Raw genomic sequence first — 17,295 nt, 5'->3', positions numbered from 1 at the left:
ATCGGCTTTACCCGCCGCTAAGGAAACCGTGATAGGCGATAGGGATCACCGTTTCCCGAAGGTCCGGCATGCTACGGTTCGTTGTTATCTTTCTGGTTTTCGCAGCGGTTGCGCCCCTGGTCCCCATCCTGGTCCAGTCCAGGCTGGAAACGGCTAACAGTGCGCAGGTGGAAGCGAGCAACTCCGACAGCGAGAGCGGACGGCGCACACACCGGATACCCCGGGACCGGCAGGGGCACTTCGTGGCCGGAACCTTTCTGAACGGCCGCGCGATCGACATGTTGGTCGACACGGGAGCGACGGTGGTCGCACTGCCCGAAGCGGTTGCCGAGGACATCGGCATCTTCCTGAAGAACTCCGACTACAAGTATTCGGTCAGTACGGCCAACGGCACGGTCTATGCCGCCCGCGCGGTGATCGACAGTCTGCGGATCGGAGACATCCGGCTGCGGGATCTGGAGGCCCTCGTGCTGAAAGACCAGAGCCTTGCAACGCCTTTGCTCGGAATGTCCGCCCTCAACCGTCTGGAACGGTTTGACATCTCCGACGGCACCCTTGTACTGGTTCAGTAATTAATCGCCTGTCCTTCCGAAAGGCATTGCCCGGACCTGCGTCCCCGCAGGCCCGCCTCTTCGAGTACGAGGTTTGAATGTTTCCGAAACCGTTGCCGAGCCTGACTCCCAATACATTAGAGTATGAAACCCTGCCCATGGTGAAACCGACGGGCTTCCGGGAATACGACGCCCGCTGGCTGTTCGAGAAGGAAATCAACCTGATGGGAATGCAGGCGCTCGGCATGGGCATCGGCACGCTCATCCACGAGCGAGGTGTGCGTCCGGATATTGTCGTCGGGCACGATTTTCGCAGCTATTCCGCCACCATCAAGATGGCAGTCGTCAACGGCTTGCTGGCCACCGGCATCAATGTTCACGACATTGGCCTGGCGCTCTCGCCTATGGCCTATTTTGCCCAGTTCGCGCTCGACGTTCCGGCGGTCGCCATGATCACGGCCTCTCACAACGACAATGGCTGGACCGGGGTTAAGATGGGCATAGACCGGCCGCTGACATTCGGTCCGGACGAGATGGGCCGATTGAAGGACATCGTCCTGGATGCGGCTTTCGATCTGAAGGGTGGTGGCAGCTACCGCTTCGTCGACGGGTTCCCGGAGATCTATTTCAAGGACCTGACGAACCGGCCGAAGCTGAAACGCCCGGTCAAGGTGGTCGCGGCCTGCGGCAACGGCACGGCGGGAGCCTTCGCGCCCAAGATCCTGGAAGCCCTCGGCGCCGAAGTCATTCCGCTCGACACGGAGCTCGATCACACCTTCCCGCGCTACAATCCGAACCCCGAAGACATGAAGATGCTGCATGCGCTCCGGGACAAGGTTCTGGAAGTGGGCGCGGACGTCGGCCTCGGCTTTGACGGCGACGGTGACCGCTGCGGCGTGGTCGACAACGAGGGCGAGGAGATCTTCGCCGACAAGGTCGGCGTCATGCTGGCGCGGGACATTTCCGCCCTTCATCCGGGCAGCCAGTTCGTGGTCGACGTGAAATCGACAGGCCTTTTCAACACCGATCCTGTGCTCAAGGCGAACGGCGCGAAAACCGATTATTTCAAGACCGGCCATTCCTACATCAAGCGCCGGGTTACCGATCTCAACGCCATCGTCGGCTTCGAGAAGTCCGGCCACTATTTCTTCAACAAGCCCATCGGGCGTGGCTATGACGACGGTCTCGTGTCCGCCATCGCGATCCTCGACATGCTCGACCGCAATCCGGACAAGACCATGGCGGATCTACGCCGCGATCTGCCGAAGACCTGGGGCTCGCCGACCATGTCGCCGAAATGCGCCGACGAGATCAAATATGATGTGGTCGACCGTGTCGTGGCCCGCTTTCAGGACATGAAGGCGAAGGGTGAAACGGTCGCCGGCCAGGCCATCACCGACCTGATCACGGTCAACGGCGTGCGGATCGTCAGCGAAGACGGTACCTGGGGGCTGGTGCGTGCCTCCTCCAACAAGCCGGAGCTGGTCGTGGTGGTGGAAAGCCCGGTCTCCGAGGAGCGGCTGCACGCAATGTTCAAGGCGGTCGATGGCGTTCTGCGCGAGAACCCGGAAGTCGGCGAGTACAATCAGACCCTTTGAGGCTGGTTACTCCTTTTTTACGGAGACAGGAATGATCAGGGAATTTGGCGTTCTTCCCGACGGCACTCAGGTTCAGGAAGTCACCCTTAAAAAGGGGGCGTTGGAAGCTGCTGTCCTGACTTATGGAGCGATCATCAGAGATCTGAAGGTGGACGGCCAAACCGTGGTCCTGGGGTTCGAGAACCTCAAGGACTACCTGGACCACCCCGTCTATTTCGGAGCGGTTGCCGGGCGCTGTGCAAACCGCATCGCGGGTGGACTAATGACCATAAACGGCACCGCCTACCAACTCGACAGGAACGAAGCCGGAGAAACTCATCTGCATGGCGGTTCCGCCGGGTATTCCAACCGGATCTGGACCATCGAGCAGCATGACAAGGCCAGCGTGCTTCTGAAGCTCGTCTCGGAAGACGGCGACATGGGCTATCCGGGCCGCGTGGAGGCGCTGGTTCGTTATACGCTGACCGGGGCGGGGGCGCTGAGGATCAAGATGACGGCGACCACGGACAAGGTGACGCCCGTCAACCTGACGCAGCACAGCTACTTCAATCTCGACGGCAGCCGCGACGTCCTGGACCACACGGTGGAGATTGCTGCGGAAAGCTATCTGCCGGTGGACGATCGCCTGATCCCGGTCGGCGAAATCCGTCAGGTCGCCTGGACGCCCTACGATTTCCAGAACGGCCGCAAGCTGCGCAGGAAGGCGGGAGAGGAGGGCGTGGTGTTCGACCATAATTTCTGTCTTTCGGCTGAACCGCGCGACGTGGTCGAATTCGCCGCAGCGGTGGAAGACGGGGCCGGAGAAAGACGGATGGAAGTCTGGACGACGGAGCCGGGCCTGCAGCTTTACGATGCCGCCGGACTGGATATTTCCGTACCGGGACTGGATGGCAGGATCTACGGGCCACATGCCGGCCTGTGCCTGGAAGCGCAGCGCTGGCCGGACGGCGTCAATCGCAACGATTTCCCCCCGGTTCTCTTGCAGCCCGGAGAAACATATAGTCATGTGACGGAATACCGTTTTTCGTAAAATGGTCTACAGTGGCTGAAAATGATCGTTGGTATGAAACGGTAACGGGACCAGGGGAGAACTCTTGAAGACGGTTTTTTCAGAAACCCAGCTCGCGCACGCACCGGCGCAGGAAATTTCGGATGGGGAACTGAAACCGGCGGTCGAGATCCCGAGCCGGGCCGAAATTGTGCTCAGGACCGTAAGAGACCGCAAAGTCGGTGAAATCGTTCCGCCAGAGGAATTTACGATCCGCCCGATCCACAGGGTGCATTCGTCCGACTACGTGAGTTTCCTTGAAACCTTCTGGGAAAGGTGGACTTCCGCGGGCAGGTCGAAGGAGGCCTTTCCGTTCGTCTGGCCTATCCGCAGCCTCCGGCAGGATACGCATATCGAACATATCGATGGCCTGTTGGGACGCTATTCCATGGATGCGGGCACGCCGCTCGGGCAGCATACGTTTCAGGCCGCGCGGGCATCCGCCGACACCGCGCTGACCGCGGCCAAGCTGCTTCTGGAGGGCGAGCAGTCCAGTTTCGCCCTGTGCAGGCCGCCGGGGCATCATGCCGGTTTCGACTTTTTCGGCGGCTATTGCTTCTTCAACAATGCGGCCGTCGCCGCGCAATACCTGCGTGACTACGGGCTGAACCGGGTTGCTATCCTGGATGTGGATTATCACCACGGCAACGGAACCCAGGCGCTGTTCTACGACCGACCGGACATCCTGTTCCTGTCCATTCATGCCGATCCGAAATCCGAATATCCCTATTTCCTGGGATACGCGGACGAAACGGGCGAGCTGGCGGGAACCGGCTTTACGCGGAACTGGCCCCTGCCGCTCGGAACCGACTGGGAGGGCTACACGCCGGCGCTGGAAGAAGCCTGCCGCTGGCTGCTTGTCTACAAGCCCGACGCCCTCGTCGTCTCGCTCGGCATGGACTGCTATGAAAACGATCCGATCTCGGGCTTCAAGTTCAAGAGCGAGGACTTCCTGCGCCTTGGCCAGCGCCTTGCCAGGGTCGGCGTGCCGACCCTGTTCGTCATGGAAGGCGGGTATGCGGTCGATGCGCTTGGGACGAATTGCGTCAACGTCCTGGAAGGTTTCGAAGGGTAGGCCTGCGTCTGTTCAGGCCGCCAGCAAGCCGAGGTCCACAAGATCCTTGCGCAAGGATCTTGCATCGTTGAAATGATGGGCCGTCATCCCGGTACCGCGTGCGGCCTGGATGTTCTGTTCCGAGTCGTCGATGAAGAAACAGGTTCCGGCCTCCAGGCCATTGCGTTGAAACAGGACGTCGTAGATGCGCCGGTCGGGTTTCGCCAGTCTCTCCTCTCCGGAAACAACGATGTCGAGGAAGCTGGTCTTCAGGAATGGAAATCGATCCTGGGCCTCGGCAAACTTCTCCGTCGAGAAATTCGTGACGGCATAAAGCGGAATGCCGTTGTCCTTCAGTTCCGCCAGAATGGCCGGCGTTCCGGTGATCTCTCCCGGGACCATGTCGTGCCAGTTATCCGAATAGGCCGCGATCAGGTTGGCCTTGTCCGGATGGCGGCCGGACAATTCCGCGACGGCTTCCGCCCAGGGGCGCCCGAGATCCTGCTCGAGATTCCATTCCGCCGTACAGACCGTTTCAAGAAAATGCCTGCGTTCGGCGTCATCGGGGATGAGGCGGCGGTAAAGATATTCAGGATTCCATTCTATTAGGACATTGCCTATATCGAAGACGACGGTCGTGATAGGATCGTTCATTGGATTGTCCAGCTGTTCCGGCGGATGTAATTAGAAAATGTGTTTGTGGGCGAGATAAGATTTTGCAAGTTTCATCAGAAGGTTATGTCGGATTTGTGGCGAAGGCCGGCAGCTTGGTCAGATTGACGTTACTTACCTTTTTTCTAGCCGTTGTGCCGCTGGCCGCCGGTGCGCAGGACAGCGGCGACATGCCCGACCGGCTGCGTCTCGGCGTGATCGTGGCCGCCGACGATGAGACGCGTGAGCGGGTTGAGCCGTTCCGGCTGGCGCTTGAAGAAATCGCGGACCTGCCGGTGGATCTGTTCCTGATGGACACGATGGCCGATGCGGTCGAAGCAATCGCAGGCGGGCGGATCGATTACGTCCGGCTGTCTCCATCCGCATACGCGGCGGCCTACCGGCTTTGTGACTGCGTCGAACCGCTCGTCACCGCGGGACCGGATGATTTTCCTGCGAGATTTCATGCTGTCCTTGTGGCCAGGCGTGGCGAAGACGGCAGTGTTGCCCTGGAAGACCTGAAAGGCACGCGGGTTGCTGTCGGGGGCACGCAGTCCGTGGCAGGCTACCGGGTGCCGCTCGCCAACCTGGCTGCCGACGGTGTCAATGCACGCAGCTATTTCAGTACATTGGTGGAAGTGCAGGACCCGCTGGACGGGCTGCGCGCCGTTCTCGACGGCAGGGTTCAGGCTGCTCTCGGCTGGTCGACGCTCGCCGGCGAAGCCAAGAACGGCTACACCGCCGGAACGCTGAACGAATACTACGTCTCCGGAGCGCCGGGCTTCAAGAACCTGGAAATCGTCTGGCGATCGCCGCCCATTCCCTATTCCGCGCATACCTTGCGCAAGGATCTCCCCGATGCGCTGAAGCGGCGGGTGCGGGCGGGCCTCATGGACATGCGCCGGGAGGCCCCGGATGCCTATCTTGCCATCGAGCCGGATCTGCCCGGCGGGTTCGAGCCTGTCGTCCATGCGGATTACCGGCCGGTGCTGATCACCTATGACACCGCTTATTCGGCGCTTCTCGATCCCGCCGCGCAGTAGCAATTGCGGCGTCAGGAGAGTTTCCGAAGCAGTGCCTGTGTATGGCGCCGGATCATTTCCTCTTCATCGGTCGGAACGCGCAGGATCCTGACCCGCGAGGTGTCCGCCGACAGGTCTTCCGCGCCCGCCCGGTTTTCCTGCGGGTCGAGTTCAAGTCCGAGCCAGTCCTGGTCCGCGCAGACCCTGTCGCGTACGAGAACAGAGTTTTCGCCGATACCGCCTGTGAAAACCACCGCGTCCAGCCCGCCGAGGATGGCGGCCATGGCACCGATCTCGCGGTGGATGCGGAAGACGAAATAGTCTATGGCCTCGGCCGCGCGCGGATCGGTGCTTTGCGTCAGGGTGCGCATGTCCTGGCTGATGCCGGACAGGCCCTTCAATCCCGACTGCTTGTAGAGAAGGTCCGTGACGTCCTCCACCGACATGCCCTTCGCACTGAGAAGATAGAGCAGGACGCCGGGGTCCAGCTGTCCGCAGCGCGTTCCCATCGGCAGGCCGTCCAGGGCGGTAAAGCCCATGGTCGAGCCGACGCTCTTTCCTTCCCGGATCGCGCACATGGACGCGCCGTTGCCCAGATGGGCCACGATGAGCCTGCCCGAATGGAGACCGGGATAAGCTGTCTCCAGATAACTGCAGATATATTCGTAGGAAAGGCCGTGGAAGCCGTAGCGGCGCACGCCCTCGTCATAAAACTGGCGGGGCAGGGCGAAGGTGTCGTTGACCCAGGGATGCGATCGGTGAAAGGCCGTGTCGAAACAGGCAACCTGCAAGGCTTCCGGAAAAGCGGTGCGAGCCGCCTCGATACCCGCCAGATTGTGCGGCTGGTGCAGGGGAGCAAGCGGTTCGAGCGCCTTCAGGTCGGCGAATATCTCTTCGGTAATTTGCACGGGCGCGCTGTAGGCGATGCCGCCGTGAACCACCCGGTGCCCGACCGCATCGACTTTTCCGCCACCCAGTACCTGGTCCAGAACCGGTAGCAGCGCAGCCAGAGCGGTGCCATGGGATGCGCCTTCGTTGCTTGTCAGCGGCCGGTCCGCCTTCAGGTCCGGATTGTTGGAGCGCAATGTGATGTGCGGCTTCGCACCCAGCCCGGAAATCTGACCGTCGAGTCGGACTTCGGCGCCGCTGTAAAGCGTGAATTTGATCGAGGAAGATCCGGAGTTCAGCACAAGGACGAGAGCAGGCATGCTCATTCCCCGTTCCGGTCGAGGATACCGGCCGGGGCGCCGGTCTTTTGCCAGTGGGTATAAAGCAGGGCGAGGGCACAGGAGGCCAGGCGTGCCCGGCTGTCGTCCGCCCGGCTGGTCAGCATGACGGGAACCTTGGCGCCGATCACGAGGCCTGCGGCCTCGGCGTGGGCGATGAAGGTCAGTTCCTTGGCGAGCATGTTGCCGGATTCGAGATTGGGAACGATCAGCACTTCCGCATGGCCTGCGACCAGGGACGTGATGCCCTTGGTACGGGCTGCCTGAATGTCGATGGCGTTGTCCATGGCAAGCGGACCGTCAACGATAGCGCCCTTGATCTGGCCTCTTTCGGCCATCTTCGACAGGACCGCCGCATCGAGGCTCGACGGGATCGCGGGGTTGACGGTTTCGATTGCCGAAAGAATTCCGACCCTGGGCGTTTCCAGGCCGAGCGACAGCGCCGCGTCGATGGCATTCTGGGTGATGTCCACCTTGGTGTTGAGGTCGGGCGAAATGTTGATGGCGGCGTCGGAAATCAGCACCGGTGTCTTGCGCCCCGGAATGTCCATGACGAACACGTGGCTGATCCGGCGCCGGGTCCTGAGGCCGCCATCGCGCTTGACCACGTGATGAAGGAGATGATCCGTGTGAAGATGACCCTTCATGATCGCCTGAACCCGCCCTTCATGCACCAAAGCGACCGCTCGTCCCGCGGCGTCGCTCTCGTCTTCAATGTCGATCAGTTCGAAGGCGCCGAGATCTTCGCCGAGTTCGCTTGCTGCTGCTTCTATGCGGTCCCGCGCGCCAACCAGTATGGGAATGATCAGGCCTTCCCGTGCCGCCATCAGGGCACCGTCGAGAGAACTGGGGTCGTCGGGGGCGACAACCGCAGTGGGAAGCGGAGGCAGGGTCTTGGCCAGCTCGATCATCCGGTTGAAGTGCCGGTGCCGCTGCACCAGGACGGCAGGCAGGTTGCTGGCGTCGAATTCGATCGTCTCGGTGGGGGCGGCGACTTCAGCAACCCCTTCGACAAGGAGGACGCCATCGCCCCGGGTCACCGACATGTCGAAGACAACGATATTCTCCGGCTTCTTTTCCCGGGCGGTCACCTTGACGTGGAGTTTGTCGCCGACCGCGGCCCCGGTGATGAAGCGGAAGGTCTGGGACTTGTAGGTGGTGCCGGGTCCGGGAAGAATGTTGCCGAGCACTGCCGATGCCAGGCCGCCGACCCACATGGCGGGAGCGACCGGCTTGTCGATCAGGCCGTCCCCTGTCCAGTCCGTGTCGGGCAGGTGGATGGGATTGTGATTGCCGGAAGCATGGGCAAAGACAAGAAGATCGTTGGACGAGCACTCGCGCACGATTTCCGCCGTATCGCCGATTTTTATCTGCTCATAGGTCCTGTTGGTCGCCATCGATTCCTCAATCCCGTGCTGAATTTTGCTTGCTGCAACGCAGCATAGCACGAGCAGGGTATCGCGAAATCACGACGCAAAAAATACGAAAGAGTGTGTAGGCCGGGGCGGGACGGTCAGCAGTCGTCGCAGGTGACCGTATCCGTCAGACGCGGGCGCAGGTAATAAGTGTCACTCAGGTCGATCGATGAAGCCCGGTCGAAATACTCGGTGAAGATGCCGGCGAACGTGGGAACGTAAGTCAGGCTTGCCTGGCCGACGACGATCGAGGAATTGGGAATCGCGACGGTGTCCGGCAGGGTTACCGGCGGCTTGGAGCCTTTCGCCCAGGGCTTGCCGTGCTTGCTGTCATAACTCCAGTCGACGGTGGGTTTGCCGTCTTCATCGAAGGTGACGCTGGCCAGAAGGACTTTCAGATTGTCGTCCGGGTAGGGCGCAAGAATTTTGCCTCCGAGATCGAAAATCGCGTCCATGTCGTTCGTGTCGATGGTCTGAGCCTGGGCGATCAGATCGGTGATCGAGTTCGAGATGCGGCTGATCTTCCGGTCCTGGTTCAGGGCTCCGGTGACTTCTTCCATGCCGATCAGCAGGACAAGCATGAACGGCAGGATCATGGCAAACTCGGTTGCCGAAACGGCGCGCCTGTCAGTCCAGAGCGAACGCAGCAGGCCTCGCCCGCGTTTTGCAGCCGCGGTCCGGCTTTGAAGCTTATTCCCAGGGTTCATTTCGAAACACCATCGTTGACGTGAGGTGGCGCTCTTTGCCGCGATCGCCCTTGTCGAGATTCAGGACGGCAGTGATCATCGGCCACTTGTAGATGACGTTCACGACGACAATGTCACCGGCGCCGCCGGTCGCAAACTTCAGGTCTTCGCGGATTTTGCCGTCCTTGTCGTAAAGGTCCTTGGTCGAGCCCGCCTCGGCGAAGGTTCCGACCGACTGGACCTCCACGGTAATCCGGTCCTTGTTGCACAGGAAGTCCGGCATGAAGTTGCAGATCTGCGTTCGGAAGTCGTCCGACGTGAGCGTGCCGTCCTTGGCCTGCCCGGTTCGGATCAGGCGGGAGGCACTGATGACCGCGTTATCGACCATGCGGTTCGCGAAATGGGCGAGGCCAACTTCGATGATGCCGAAGGCCAGTATAAAGAAGGGGATCGCAATCATCGAAAACTCGATGGCCGTGACCCCGCTTCTATCCTTCAGCAGGGAGCGCAGTCTTTTGCTCCCGGGTTTCCGGAATTGCCAACTTCTTAAGCGCATACGTACTCGCTCCGCAACATGTCCGGATCAATCACTTTCCGCTTGCGGCTTCGATTGCCAGGGAGTTGCGGGCCGTTGCCTGCTCCGCCGCTTCCTTGAATTTGCCGGTCTCATCACCCAGCCGGAGTGTCGGCTCGCAAGTCGGATTGCAGGACAAGGTCGCCCGGGCGGATTTGCGGTAGACCGAAACCACGTCGTCCTCGGAGCCGCGAACGGTGATCACTTCATCCACGATCGGTTTGTTGTTTTCGTCCAGAATGACAAGATTGGTGGTGCCGTAGCTCTTGCCGGTGACGACAACGGTATTCGCATCGAACATGGCAACGTCCGCAATGAAGGGATTGCCGACGATCACTGCGGCCGCACCATCTTCAATACGAAAAACCTTGGCACGATCGACCGTGACCATGACGGGGCCGTCCTGGGCCATGGCGGTGCATGCTTGAAGTGCGAACACAAGCACGCCCGTACATTTCATTAGGTTCCTAAACATGCCTATGGGTACTCCATATGAATCCAGTCCTGCGATAACATGACTCAAACGTGGTGAACGATCTGCTAACGCGATGCCGCAAGAAGGGTAAATGCCGGTTGCTTGTGACTTTAGGTCGTTCAAAAGGACATCCCGGTATTCGATGACGGGCGAGAAGTTGATGCCAAAAAAAGCCGCTTTCCCTTTGTTCGAATGAAAAAAGTATATTTTCGACATGATCTGAACATTAACAAAACATAATTGGAGTCGGTGGTAAAATTTCCGATGTAATATAAAAATATTTGATTTTCGGTCTATAGTTTTTCTTGGCAATTTCTATTTATTATTAAGGTTCTGATATTGTATTAATTCATTTTTATCTATACCGATCATTAACTATAGTGATATTTACCAGCAATTCTTAGATGTTTGATGGTAAATTTAACTGCTTGGAAAGCTCTCTGGCCTAGGTTCAGCTCATGTCCGATCGGACCGACAAAAGATCCGGCGGACCTGAAGCTGTCAATTCAGTGGTACTTGGAGCAAACACATGAAATCTCTTATCACCCGTTTTGTAAAAGACGAATCCGGCGCAACTGCTATCGAATACGGCCTGATTGCTGCCCTGCTTTCCATCGTTATCATGGGCGCACTGAAGCTGACCGGTACGGCGCTGACCGGTGTGTTCAACTCGATCGAGAGCACCCTGAGCGCTGCCGGCTAATAGCTGCGCACGTAACTTGTTTCAGGGGTAACCCTGGTGAAAACGGGCAGCTTGCTGCCCGTTTTTTTATATGTCCGGTCGGCTCGCACGGGTTCAGGGTGTTTCGCAGAAACGTTAACCCTTGCCGGATACTATCGGGCCATCGATGGACGAAAATTGGTAATTCGATGACAGAGGCTGCGATTCTGGTGATCTTTCCCATGCTTGTCGCATTCGGCGGCGCATCGGATCTGCTCACGATGACGATCCAGAACAGGGTTTCGCTGCTGCTGATCGCCGGTTTTGCCCTCGTGGCCCTCGGTGTCGGCCTGCCCCTTTCCGGTTGGGGCGTTCATGCGTTGGGACTGCTTGTCGTCTTTCCGGTGTGTTTTGCCTTTTTCGCCGCCGGCTGGATGGGCGGCGGAGACGTCAAATTCATCAGTGCCATCGCGCTTTGGATCGGTTTCACACCGGAACTGCTCGAGTTTGTGTTTCTGGTCTCCGTATACGGGCTGGTTCTGACACTCGCACTGGTTTCCGTCAGGCAGTTCGTCGTCTTGCCGAACATGCTGGCGCGGCAGGACTGGCTTGCCAGGCTTCACGACAGGAAGAGCGGCATTCCCTATGGCATCGCCATAGCGATCGCCGGATTGCAGATTTTCGCATCGACGGACTTTTTCAAAGTTATCGGCTAGCTGTGGTGCCTCGTTGGCCGGGGTCAACGATTTCCCTTCAGGTTCGCAAAAAAAACGGCTTGGACCGGAAGTCGGGTTCGGCCGGCGTGTCGTCTGCGCACCGGTTCCCGTGCCTTTCGACGGGGGAGCAGCGGATGTCCCGTGCCGCCATCCGGAGACCGCGAATCGAGCTGAGCCGGACTCTGCGGCATTTCCCGAATTGCCGTTAGGAAATTGCAGAAATCGGTTCCGTTCTTTCTGCCGGGAGCACTAACGTTAGATTGCTTTTTTCTGACTTATCAACTCATGGCAATTGTTGATCTGAAAGAATATTCACCTGGATTCCCGTGAGGAATGGCTATTTTTCGCAAATTGTAACGAAATTAAGAGAGCTTTCAGTAAAGTTAACCGAAATTAACGAAAAACATCTACCGCTGATTAACCATGTTTTGACCAATTGCCCCTCATTCTACGTGAAAGTAGCGCTCCTGCGCTTTGGATTATTGGGTTTTGGTCATGAAATTCGCACGAATGATTGTATTGGCGGTCGCAGTGGCAGCAGGCTTGCTGGCGTTCCGTATGGTTATGGTGTCCAGTGGCTCCAAACCGGTGCAGAAGGCTGAACAAGCGCCTGCCGTCAAGCAGAGCAAGGCTCAGATCCTGGTTGCGGGATCGGATATTCCCCTGGGAGGAAAGCTCTCCAAGAGCAATCTGAGCTGGATGCCCTGGCCGGAAGACGCAGTTCCCGTCGGTGTCCTGACCCGGAAGGCGTCACCGGACGCACCTGCCGACCTTGCCGGCCGAATCACGCGGGCTCCCATTTTTGCGGGCGAGCCGATCCGTCCGGAACGGCTGATCAACACAGACAAGGGCTTCATGGCCGCGATCCTGCCGAAGGGGATGCGGGCGATTGCCGTGAGCGTCGAGGCCGAAACCTCCGCAGGCGGCTTCATTTTGCCGGGCGACAAGGTCGACCTCATCCTGACCCGCAAGTCCAAGTCCGGAGCTCACAGCGAGGCCATTCTGGAAAACGTTCGGGTTCTTGCAATCGACAGCACGACCGCGGGTGAACAGGAAAAGAAGAACCTTTCACCGAAGCGGACTGCAACGCTCGAACTGACACTGGAACAATCGGAAATCGTCGCGCAGTCGCAACAGATCGGCACGATTTCCCTCGCCCTGCGCAGCGCCCAGGATTCCGCGGATGATGCGGAAGAGGAAAAGGGGCGGCGGCGTGGCGTGAGTTACGTGAAATACGGCGTTAGCAGCATGACAGGTACGAGATGACACTGTTGAAAGACAAGATATCCAGCGCGAGGGGCGCCATGAACAGCCATCTTCGAATGTTTATAGCCGCTGCCGCAATTGCCGGCGCAGCACTGGCCGGGACGATGACACCGTCTCTGGCAGGGGGAAACTTTCCAAGCCAGGTGCATGTCGCGGCCGGAGAACGGGCGTCCGACCGGATCCTCAATGTGGGTATCGGACGATCGGTGGTCATCAATCTGGCCGAAGACGCTGCGGACGTTCTCGTTTCCAATCCTGAAATCGCCGATGCCGTCCTCAGAACGCCGCGCCGGATCTTCGTCCTCGGCAATACGCCCGGACAATCGCGGCTGGTTCTCTTCAGCCGGAGCGGGCGCGAGCTTGCGAGCTTCGACCTCAGGGTCGAAAAGGATACCTCCGACCTGACACGGATCATCCACAAGCTCATCCCCGGCACGAATATTTCGGCGGAATCGGTCAACGGCAACGTCATCCTCAGCGGGACCGCCAAAAGCACCATCGAAGCGCAACAGGCCGCTGATATCGCCGCCAAGTTTCAAGGCTCGGGCGATGCCAAGGAAGTGATCAACCTGATCACGGTCGAAGGCAAGGATCAGGTGCAACTGAAAGTGACGGTCGCGGAAGTCGAGCGCTCGATCATCAAGCAGCTTGGTGTCCGTTTCAGCGGCTCTGTCGGAACGGGGAACTTTACCCCTAACTTCTCGAACCAGCCGGGCTTCGGGGTGAACCCCTCGGTCGTCAACCAGGCGGTGGTCGGTCTGCAGTTCGTGTCGGGGGCTGCCAATATCCAGGCCGAAATCGATGCCCTGCAGAAAGACGGTGTCGTTCGTACCCTCGCCGAACCGACCTTGACGGCGATTTCGGGTGAAAACGCAAGTTTCCTGGCAGGTGGTGAATTCCCCATTCCCGTGTCTCAGGGCGATGGTGAAGTCAGCGTCGAGTTCAAGAAATTCGGTGTCGGACTCGATTTCACGCCGGTGGTTCTGTCCGGTGGCCGGATCAGCCTGCGGGTGAAGACGGAAGTGAGTGAACTCAGCAACGAGGGCGCGGTCACCTACGCCAATATCGCGATTTCCGCACTCAAGGTGCGGCGGGCGGAATCGACCGTGGAACTGCCATCCGGCGGAACGCTGGTCATGGCTGGCCTCCTGAGGGAATCCTACCAGCAGGCAGTAGACGGTGTTCCCGGCCTGATGCAGATCCCGGTACTGGGGGCCCTGTTCAAGAGCCGTGACTTCCTGCGCAAGCAAACCGAACTGGCCGTGTTCGTGACCCCTTATGTGGTCCGTCCGGTCGCAGCATCGAAACTGGTGCGGCCCGACAAGAATCTGCTGCCGCCGAGCGATGCCGAGACCATTTTCCTGAACCGGCTGAACAAGATCTTCAATCCTGGCAGCGATGTGGCCGAAGGCACGTACCATGGCCAGGTCGGATATATCTACAAGTGAGGACGGACGGATGAGAACGAACAACATGGTCCGGACCGCATCGGCATCCAGATCCGCCCTTGTGCTCTTGGGATGCCTGGTCATGGCGGGCTGCCAAAGCCAGACGCAAAGCCAAAGTCAACTGCTGGCGTCGAACGACTACAGGTACCGGCATCCGATCGTGGTGACCGAAGAACCGGAAACCCTGGATCTTCCGATCGGCCGTGACACCCGCCGTCTCTTCGGTCCCATCGAAGACACGATTGCAGCTTTCGGCGGCGAGGCCCGGCAGCGGGGCAACGGATCGGTGGAAATCCTGGTTCCGTCGGGTGGGGCCAATGAATCCGCGGTCCATGCCGTCACCGGAGATATTCGAAAGGCCTTGCAGCGCGGAGGCGTCAGCCGGTCGCGGATCTCTACGCGCACCTATGCGGTCAACAACCCGTCGGCCGACGCGCCGATCCGCCTGTCCTATGCACGCATGCAGGCGACCGCGGGAGATTGCGGCTCCTGGCCAAAAAGCATCGGCGGCCAGGTCAACCAGAATACGGACTACGAGAACTTCGGCTGCGCAACCCAGGCCAATCTGGCGGCGATGGTCGACAATCCGTCCGATCTGCTGACGCCGCGGGCCTCCACGCCGGTAGATCAGGCCCGAAGGGCCGTGGTCATCGACAACTATAGAAAAGGTCAAGCGACGACTTCGGAATATACGGAAGGTGTCGGTGCCAAGGTCTCTGAATAGGTGAAAGAATGAGCGCTAATCCTGAATTTAAAGACATGGCCGACTTTTTGGATCCGATGTCCGCGCCGGCGGACACTCGGCTCGCGGGCAACGAAGAAGCGATAAATGTCGGATCCATTCCGCGGATCACGGTACATGCCTTCTGCCTGAAGGACGAGACCATGCGCACGGCGGAAGCGGCGGTCGAGGACCGGCGCATGGCCAAGGCGCATCTCAAGCTTGAAACGGGCGGGATTCCGGCCGCGATCAAGACCTTCGAGCAGGCTCCGACGCCGAACCTCATCATTGTCGAGACGTCGAGCTCGCGCGAGGACCTGATTTCCAGCCTCGATCATCTGGCCGAATATTGCGATGCGGGCACGAAGGTCATTGTTATCGGCGACGTCAACGACGTTACGCTTTACCGGGACCTGATTTCCCGGGGCGTCAGCGAATATCTGATTGCACCGGTCAACGTGTTCCAGCTGATCGGATCGATCGGGAACCTCTACAACGACCCGGAAGCCGAGCCGCTCGGACGCACCATTGCCTTCTTTGGCGTCAAGGGCGGTTGCGGAGCCTCGACGATCGCGCATAACGGGGCCTGGGCGCTTTCCAGGAGTTTCCAGAGCGAGGTTGTCGTCACGGACCTGGATCTGCCGTTCGGCACTGCCGGGCTCGACTTCAATCAGGATCCTCTGCAGGGCGTCTTCGAGGCGGTCTCCTCCCCGGAACGTCTTGATGAGACCTATCTCGACCGCATTCTGGCGAAATGCAGCGAGCATCTGAGCCTTCTGGCGGCTCCAGCCACCCTGGAGCGGACCTACGACCATAACGAAAAGGCTTTCGAACCCCTGGTGGAGACGATGCGCGCCAGCGTGCCGAATGTCGTTCTGGACGTGCCGCATGCCTGGAATGCCTGGGTGCGGAACACATTGCTGACGGTGGACGAGGTTGTGCTGGTGGCCGAGCCTGACCTTGCGAACCTGCGCAATGCCAAGAACGCGGTCGATCTGCTCAGGCAATTGCGACCCAACGACCGTCCGCCGCACCTGATCATGAACAAGGTCGGCGTTCCGAAGAAACCGGAAATCAAGCCGGAGGAATTTGCCAGGGCGCTCGGTCTGACAGTCCAGGCATCGATCCCGTTCGAGCCGCATCTGTTCGGAACAGCAGCGAACAACGGGCAGATGATCGGCGAACTGGACGCCAAGCATGCGATCACGCGCATGTTCGACGATCTGGCGCAATCCATTTCCGGCAAGGCGCAGCCCAGCAAGGCCATGAAACCGGGCCTGAGCGGGTTGCTGTCGAAACTGAAACGCAAGGCCGGCTGACCGGTCCTCTGACGGAGCAGAAAGTTCGTTATGTTTGGAAGACGTGGCAGTTCATCCTCTGGAACCCATACCGTCAGACCTGCTGGCGGGGTCGGGCTCAAGGACATGCCCGCGCCGGGTGCAGATCCGGCCGGACAGGTGGAGCAACCGGACGTAGCTCCGGCCGCGCCCGAAGCAGCGGCTCCTGCGCCGGCCCCGGCGCAGGCCCCCGCGCCTCAAAAGGCGCCGGCTCCCGCTGCGCCGACGCCCGAGGAGGTTGCAGCCGCGGCAGCGGCAGCGGCTTCGTCCAAGCGCAAGAAAAGCAACGAATATTACGAGACCAAGGCGCAGATCTTCAGCGCGCTGGTGGAAGCGATCGATCTGTCGCAGCTGGCGCGCCTCGACGCCGAAGACGCCCGTGACGAGATTCGCGACGTCGTCAATGACATCATCGCTCTCAAGAACGTCATCATGTCGATCTCCGAGCAGGAGGATCTGCTTGAGGACATCTGTAACGACGTGCTCGGCTATGGTCCGCTGGAACCGCTGCTCGCCCGTGACGACATCGCCGATATCATGGTGAATGGCGCGCATACCGTCTATATCGAGACGGAAGGCAAGATGGAGCAGACCGGTGTCGCGTTCCGCGACAACTCCCAGCTGATGAACATCTGCCAGCGGATCGTGAGCCAGGTCGGCCGCCGGGTCGACGACTCAAGCCCGATCTGTGACGCGCGTCTTCCCGATGGTTCCCGTGTCAACGTCATCGCGCCGCCTCTGGCGATCGATGGGCCCGCACTGACAATTCGTAAGTTCAAGCGCGACAAGCTGACCCTCGATCAGCTGGTGAAGTATGGTTCGATCACCCCGGAAGGGGCGACCATT

Annotated in this window: 18 protein-coding genes; 12 read left to right on the top strand and 6 right to left on the bottom strand. The window is 59.5% G+C overall.

All coding sequences use genetic code 11. The annotated features are described in order from the left end of the window. The first annotated feature begins 68 nt into the window (after window positions 1-68). From ACQY7U_RS07860 to ACQY7U_RS07845, 4 genes are all read left to right on the top strand, one after another. Window positions 69-572, top strand: a complete 504-nt coding sequence (locus tag ACQY7U_RS07860; RefSeq protein WP_428643324.1) for a retropepsin-like aspartic protease family protein — start codon at window positions 69-71, stop codon at window positions 570-572. 77 nt (window positions 573-649) lie between these two features. Next, window positions 650-2,149, top strand: coding sequence for a phosphomannomutase/phosphoglucomutase (locus ACQY7U_RS07855; RefSeq protein WP_428643323.1), 1,500 nt, complete (start codon window positions 650-652; stop codon window positions 2,147-2,149). Window positions 2,150-2,180: 31 nt separating this feature from the next. Beyond that, the gene (locus tag ACQY7U_RS07850) at window positions 2,181-3,179 is read left to right on the top strand and encodes an aldose epimerase family protein (RefSeq protein WP_428643322.1); all 999 of its coding nucleotides are present in this window, start codon (window positions 2,181-2,183) and stop codon (window positions 3,177-3,179) included. A gap of 64 nt (window positions 3,180-3,243) precedes the next feature. Then, the gene (locus tag ACQY7U_RS07845; RefSeq protein ID WP_428643320.1) at window positions 3,244-4,272 is read left to right on the top strand and encodes a histone deacetylase family protein; all 1,029 of its coding nucleotides are present in this window, start codon (window positions 3,244-3,246) and stop codon (window positions 4,270-4,272) included. A 12-nt stretch (window positions 4,273-4,284) separates the two neighbouring features. On the opposite strand, the gene ACQY7U_RS07840 is transcribed toward ACQY7U_RS07845, so the two are convergent. Further along, a complete protein-coding gene (locus ACQY7U_RS07840) occupies window positions 4,285-4,905 on the bottom strand; it encodes an HAD family hydrolase (protein ID WP_428643319.1) in 621 nt (206 codons plus the stop codon). Window positions 4,906-5,027: 122 nt separating this feature from the next. Between ACQY7U_RS07840 and ACQY7U_RS07835 the strand changes: the two genes are divergently transcribed. Then, window positions 5,028-5,945: a phosphate/phosphite/phosphonate ABC transporter substrate-binding protein gene (locus ACQY7U_RS07835; protein WP_428643318.1), complete on the top strand. Its 918-nt coding sequence runs from the start codon at window positions 5,028-5,030 to the stop codon at window positions 5,943-5,945. Between the two features lie 11 nt (window positions 5,946-5,956). Here the strand turns inward: ACQY7U_RS07835 and ACQY7U_RS07830 are convergent, their stop codons facing one another. From ACQY7U_RS07830 to ACQY7U_RS07810, 5 genes are all read right to left on the bottom strand, one after another. Then, on the bottom strand, window positions 5,957-7,132 hold the full coding sequence (locus ACQY7U_RS07830; protein WP_428643351.1) for an acetate/propionate family kinase: 1,176 nt from the start codon (window positions 7,130-7,132) through the stop codon (window positions 5,957-5,959). Between the two features lie 2 nt (window positions 7,133-7,134). Next, window positions 7,135-8,547 (bottom strand): bifunctional enoyl-CoA hydratase/phosphate acetyltransferase, encoded by a 1,413-nt coding sequence (locus ACQY7U_RS07825; RefSeq protein ID WP_428643317.1) that lies wholly within the window; start codon window positions 8,545-8,547, stop codon window positions 7,135-7,137. Window positions 8,548-8,663: 116 nt separating this feature from the next. After that, entirely contained in the window at window positions 8,664-9,272 is a 609-nt protein-coding gene (locus ACQY7U_RS07820; RefSeq protein WP_428643316.1) for a TadE/TadG family type IV pilus assembly protein, read from the bottom strand. Next, window positions 9,256-9,807, bottom strand: a complete 552-nt coding sequence (locus ACQY7U_RS07815) for a TadE/TadG family type IV pilus assembly protein (protein WP_428643315.1) — start codon at window positions 9,805-9,807, stop codon at window positions 9,256-9,258. The genes ACQY7U_RS07820 and ACQY7U_RS07815 overlap by 17 nt, the downstream gene beginning before the upstream one ends. 31 nt (window positions 9,808-9,838) lie before the next feature. Further along, the gene (locus tag ACQY7U_RS07810) at window positions 9,839-10,237 is read right to left on the bottom strand and encodes a pilus assembly protein N-terminal domain-containing protein (RefSeq protein WP_428643313.1); all 399 of its coding nucleotides are present in this window, start codon (window positions 10,235-10,237) and stop codon (window positions 9,839-9,841) included. A 592-nt stretch (window positions 10,238-10,829) separates the two neighbouring features. Here ACQY7U_RS07810 and ACQY7U_RS07805 point away from each other — a divergent pair. From ACQY7U_RS07805 to ACQY7U_RS07775, 7 genes are all read left to right on the top strand, one after another. Then, on the top strand, window positions 10,830-11,003 hold the full coding sequence (locus ACQY7U_RS07805; protein ID WP_428643312.1) for a Flp family type IVb pilin: 174 nt from the start codon (window positions 10,830-10,832) through the stop codon (window positions 11,001-11,003). 167 nt (window positions 11,004-11,170) lie between these two features. Next, window positions 11,171-11,677 carry an A24 family peptidase gene (locus ACQY7U_RS07800; RefSeq protein WP_428643310.1) on the top strand — a complete coding sequence of 169 codons (507 nt, stop codon included), beginning with the start codon at window positions 11,171-11,173 and terminating at the stop codon, window positions 11,675-11,677. Between the two features lie 510 nt (window positions 11,678-12,187). Next, the gene (gene cpaB / locus ACQY7U_RS07795) at window positions 12,188-12,943 is read left to right on the top strand and encodes a Flp pilus assembly protein CpaB (protein WP_428643308.1); all 756 of its coding nucleotides are present in this window, start codon (window positions 12,188-12,190) and stop codon (window positions 12,941-12,943) included. Then, window positions 12,940-14,391 carry a type II and III secretion system protein family protein gene (locus tag ACQY7U_RS07790; protein WP_428643307.1) on the top strand — a complete coding sequence of 484 codons (1,452 nt, stop codon included), beginning with the start codon at window positions 12,940-12,942 and terminating at the stop codon, window positions 14,389-14,391. The genes cpaB and ACQY7U_RS07790 overlap by 4 nt, the downstream gene beginning before the upstream one ends. Window positions 14,392-14,401: 10 nt before the next feature. Beyond that, the gene (locus ACQY7U_RS07785) at window positions 14,402-15,115 is read left to right on the top strand and encodes a CpaD family pilus assembly protein (RefSeq protein ID WP_428643306.1); all 714 of its coding nucleotides are present in this window, start codon (window positions 14,402-14,404) and stop codon (window positions 15,113-15,115) included. Between the two features lie 35 nt (window positions 15,116-15,150). Then, the gene (locus ACQY7U_RS07780; protein ID WP_428643305.1) at window positions 15,151-16,431 is read left to right on the top strand and encodes an AAA family ATPase; all 1,281 of its coding nucleotides are present in this window, start codon (window positions 15,151-15,153) and stop codon (window positions 16,429-16,431) included. 30 nt (window positions 16,432-16,461) lie between these two features. Continuing rightward, a partial coding sequence (locus ACQY7U_RS07775) for an ATPase, T2SS/T4P/T4SS family (RefSeq protein ID WP_428643304.1) occupies window positions 16,462-17,295 on the top strand: 834 nt, incomplete at its 3' end.

The organism is Roseibium sp. (genome assembly GCF_050301095.1).
GTDB lineage: Bacteria > Pseudomonadota > Alphaproteobacteria > Rhizobiales > Stappiaceae > Roseibium.
The sequence above is the reverse complement of the archived record's forward strand: the minus strand, read 5'-3'. Positions and strand labels throughout refer to the sequence as shown.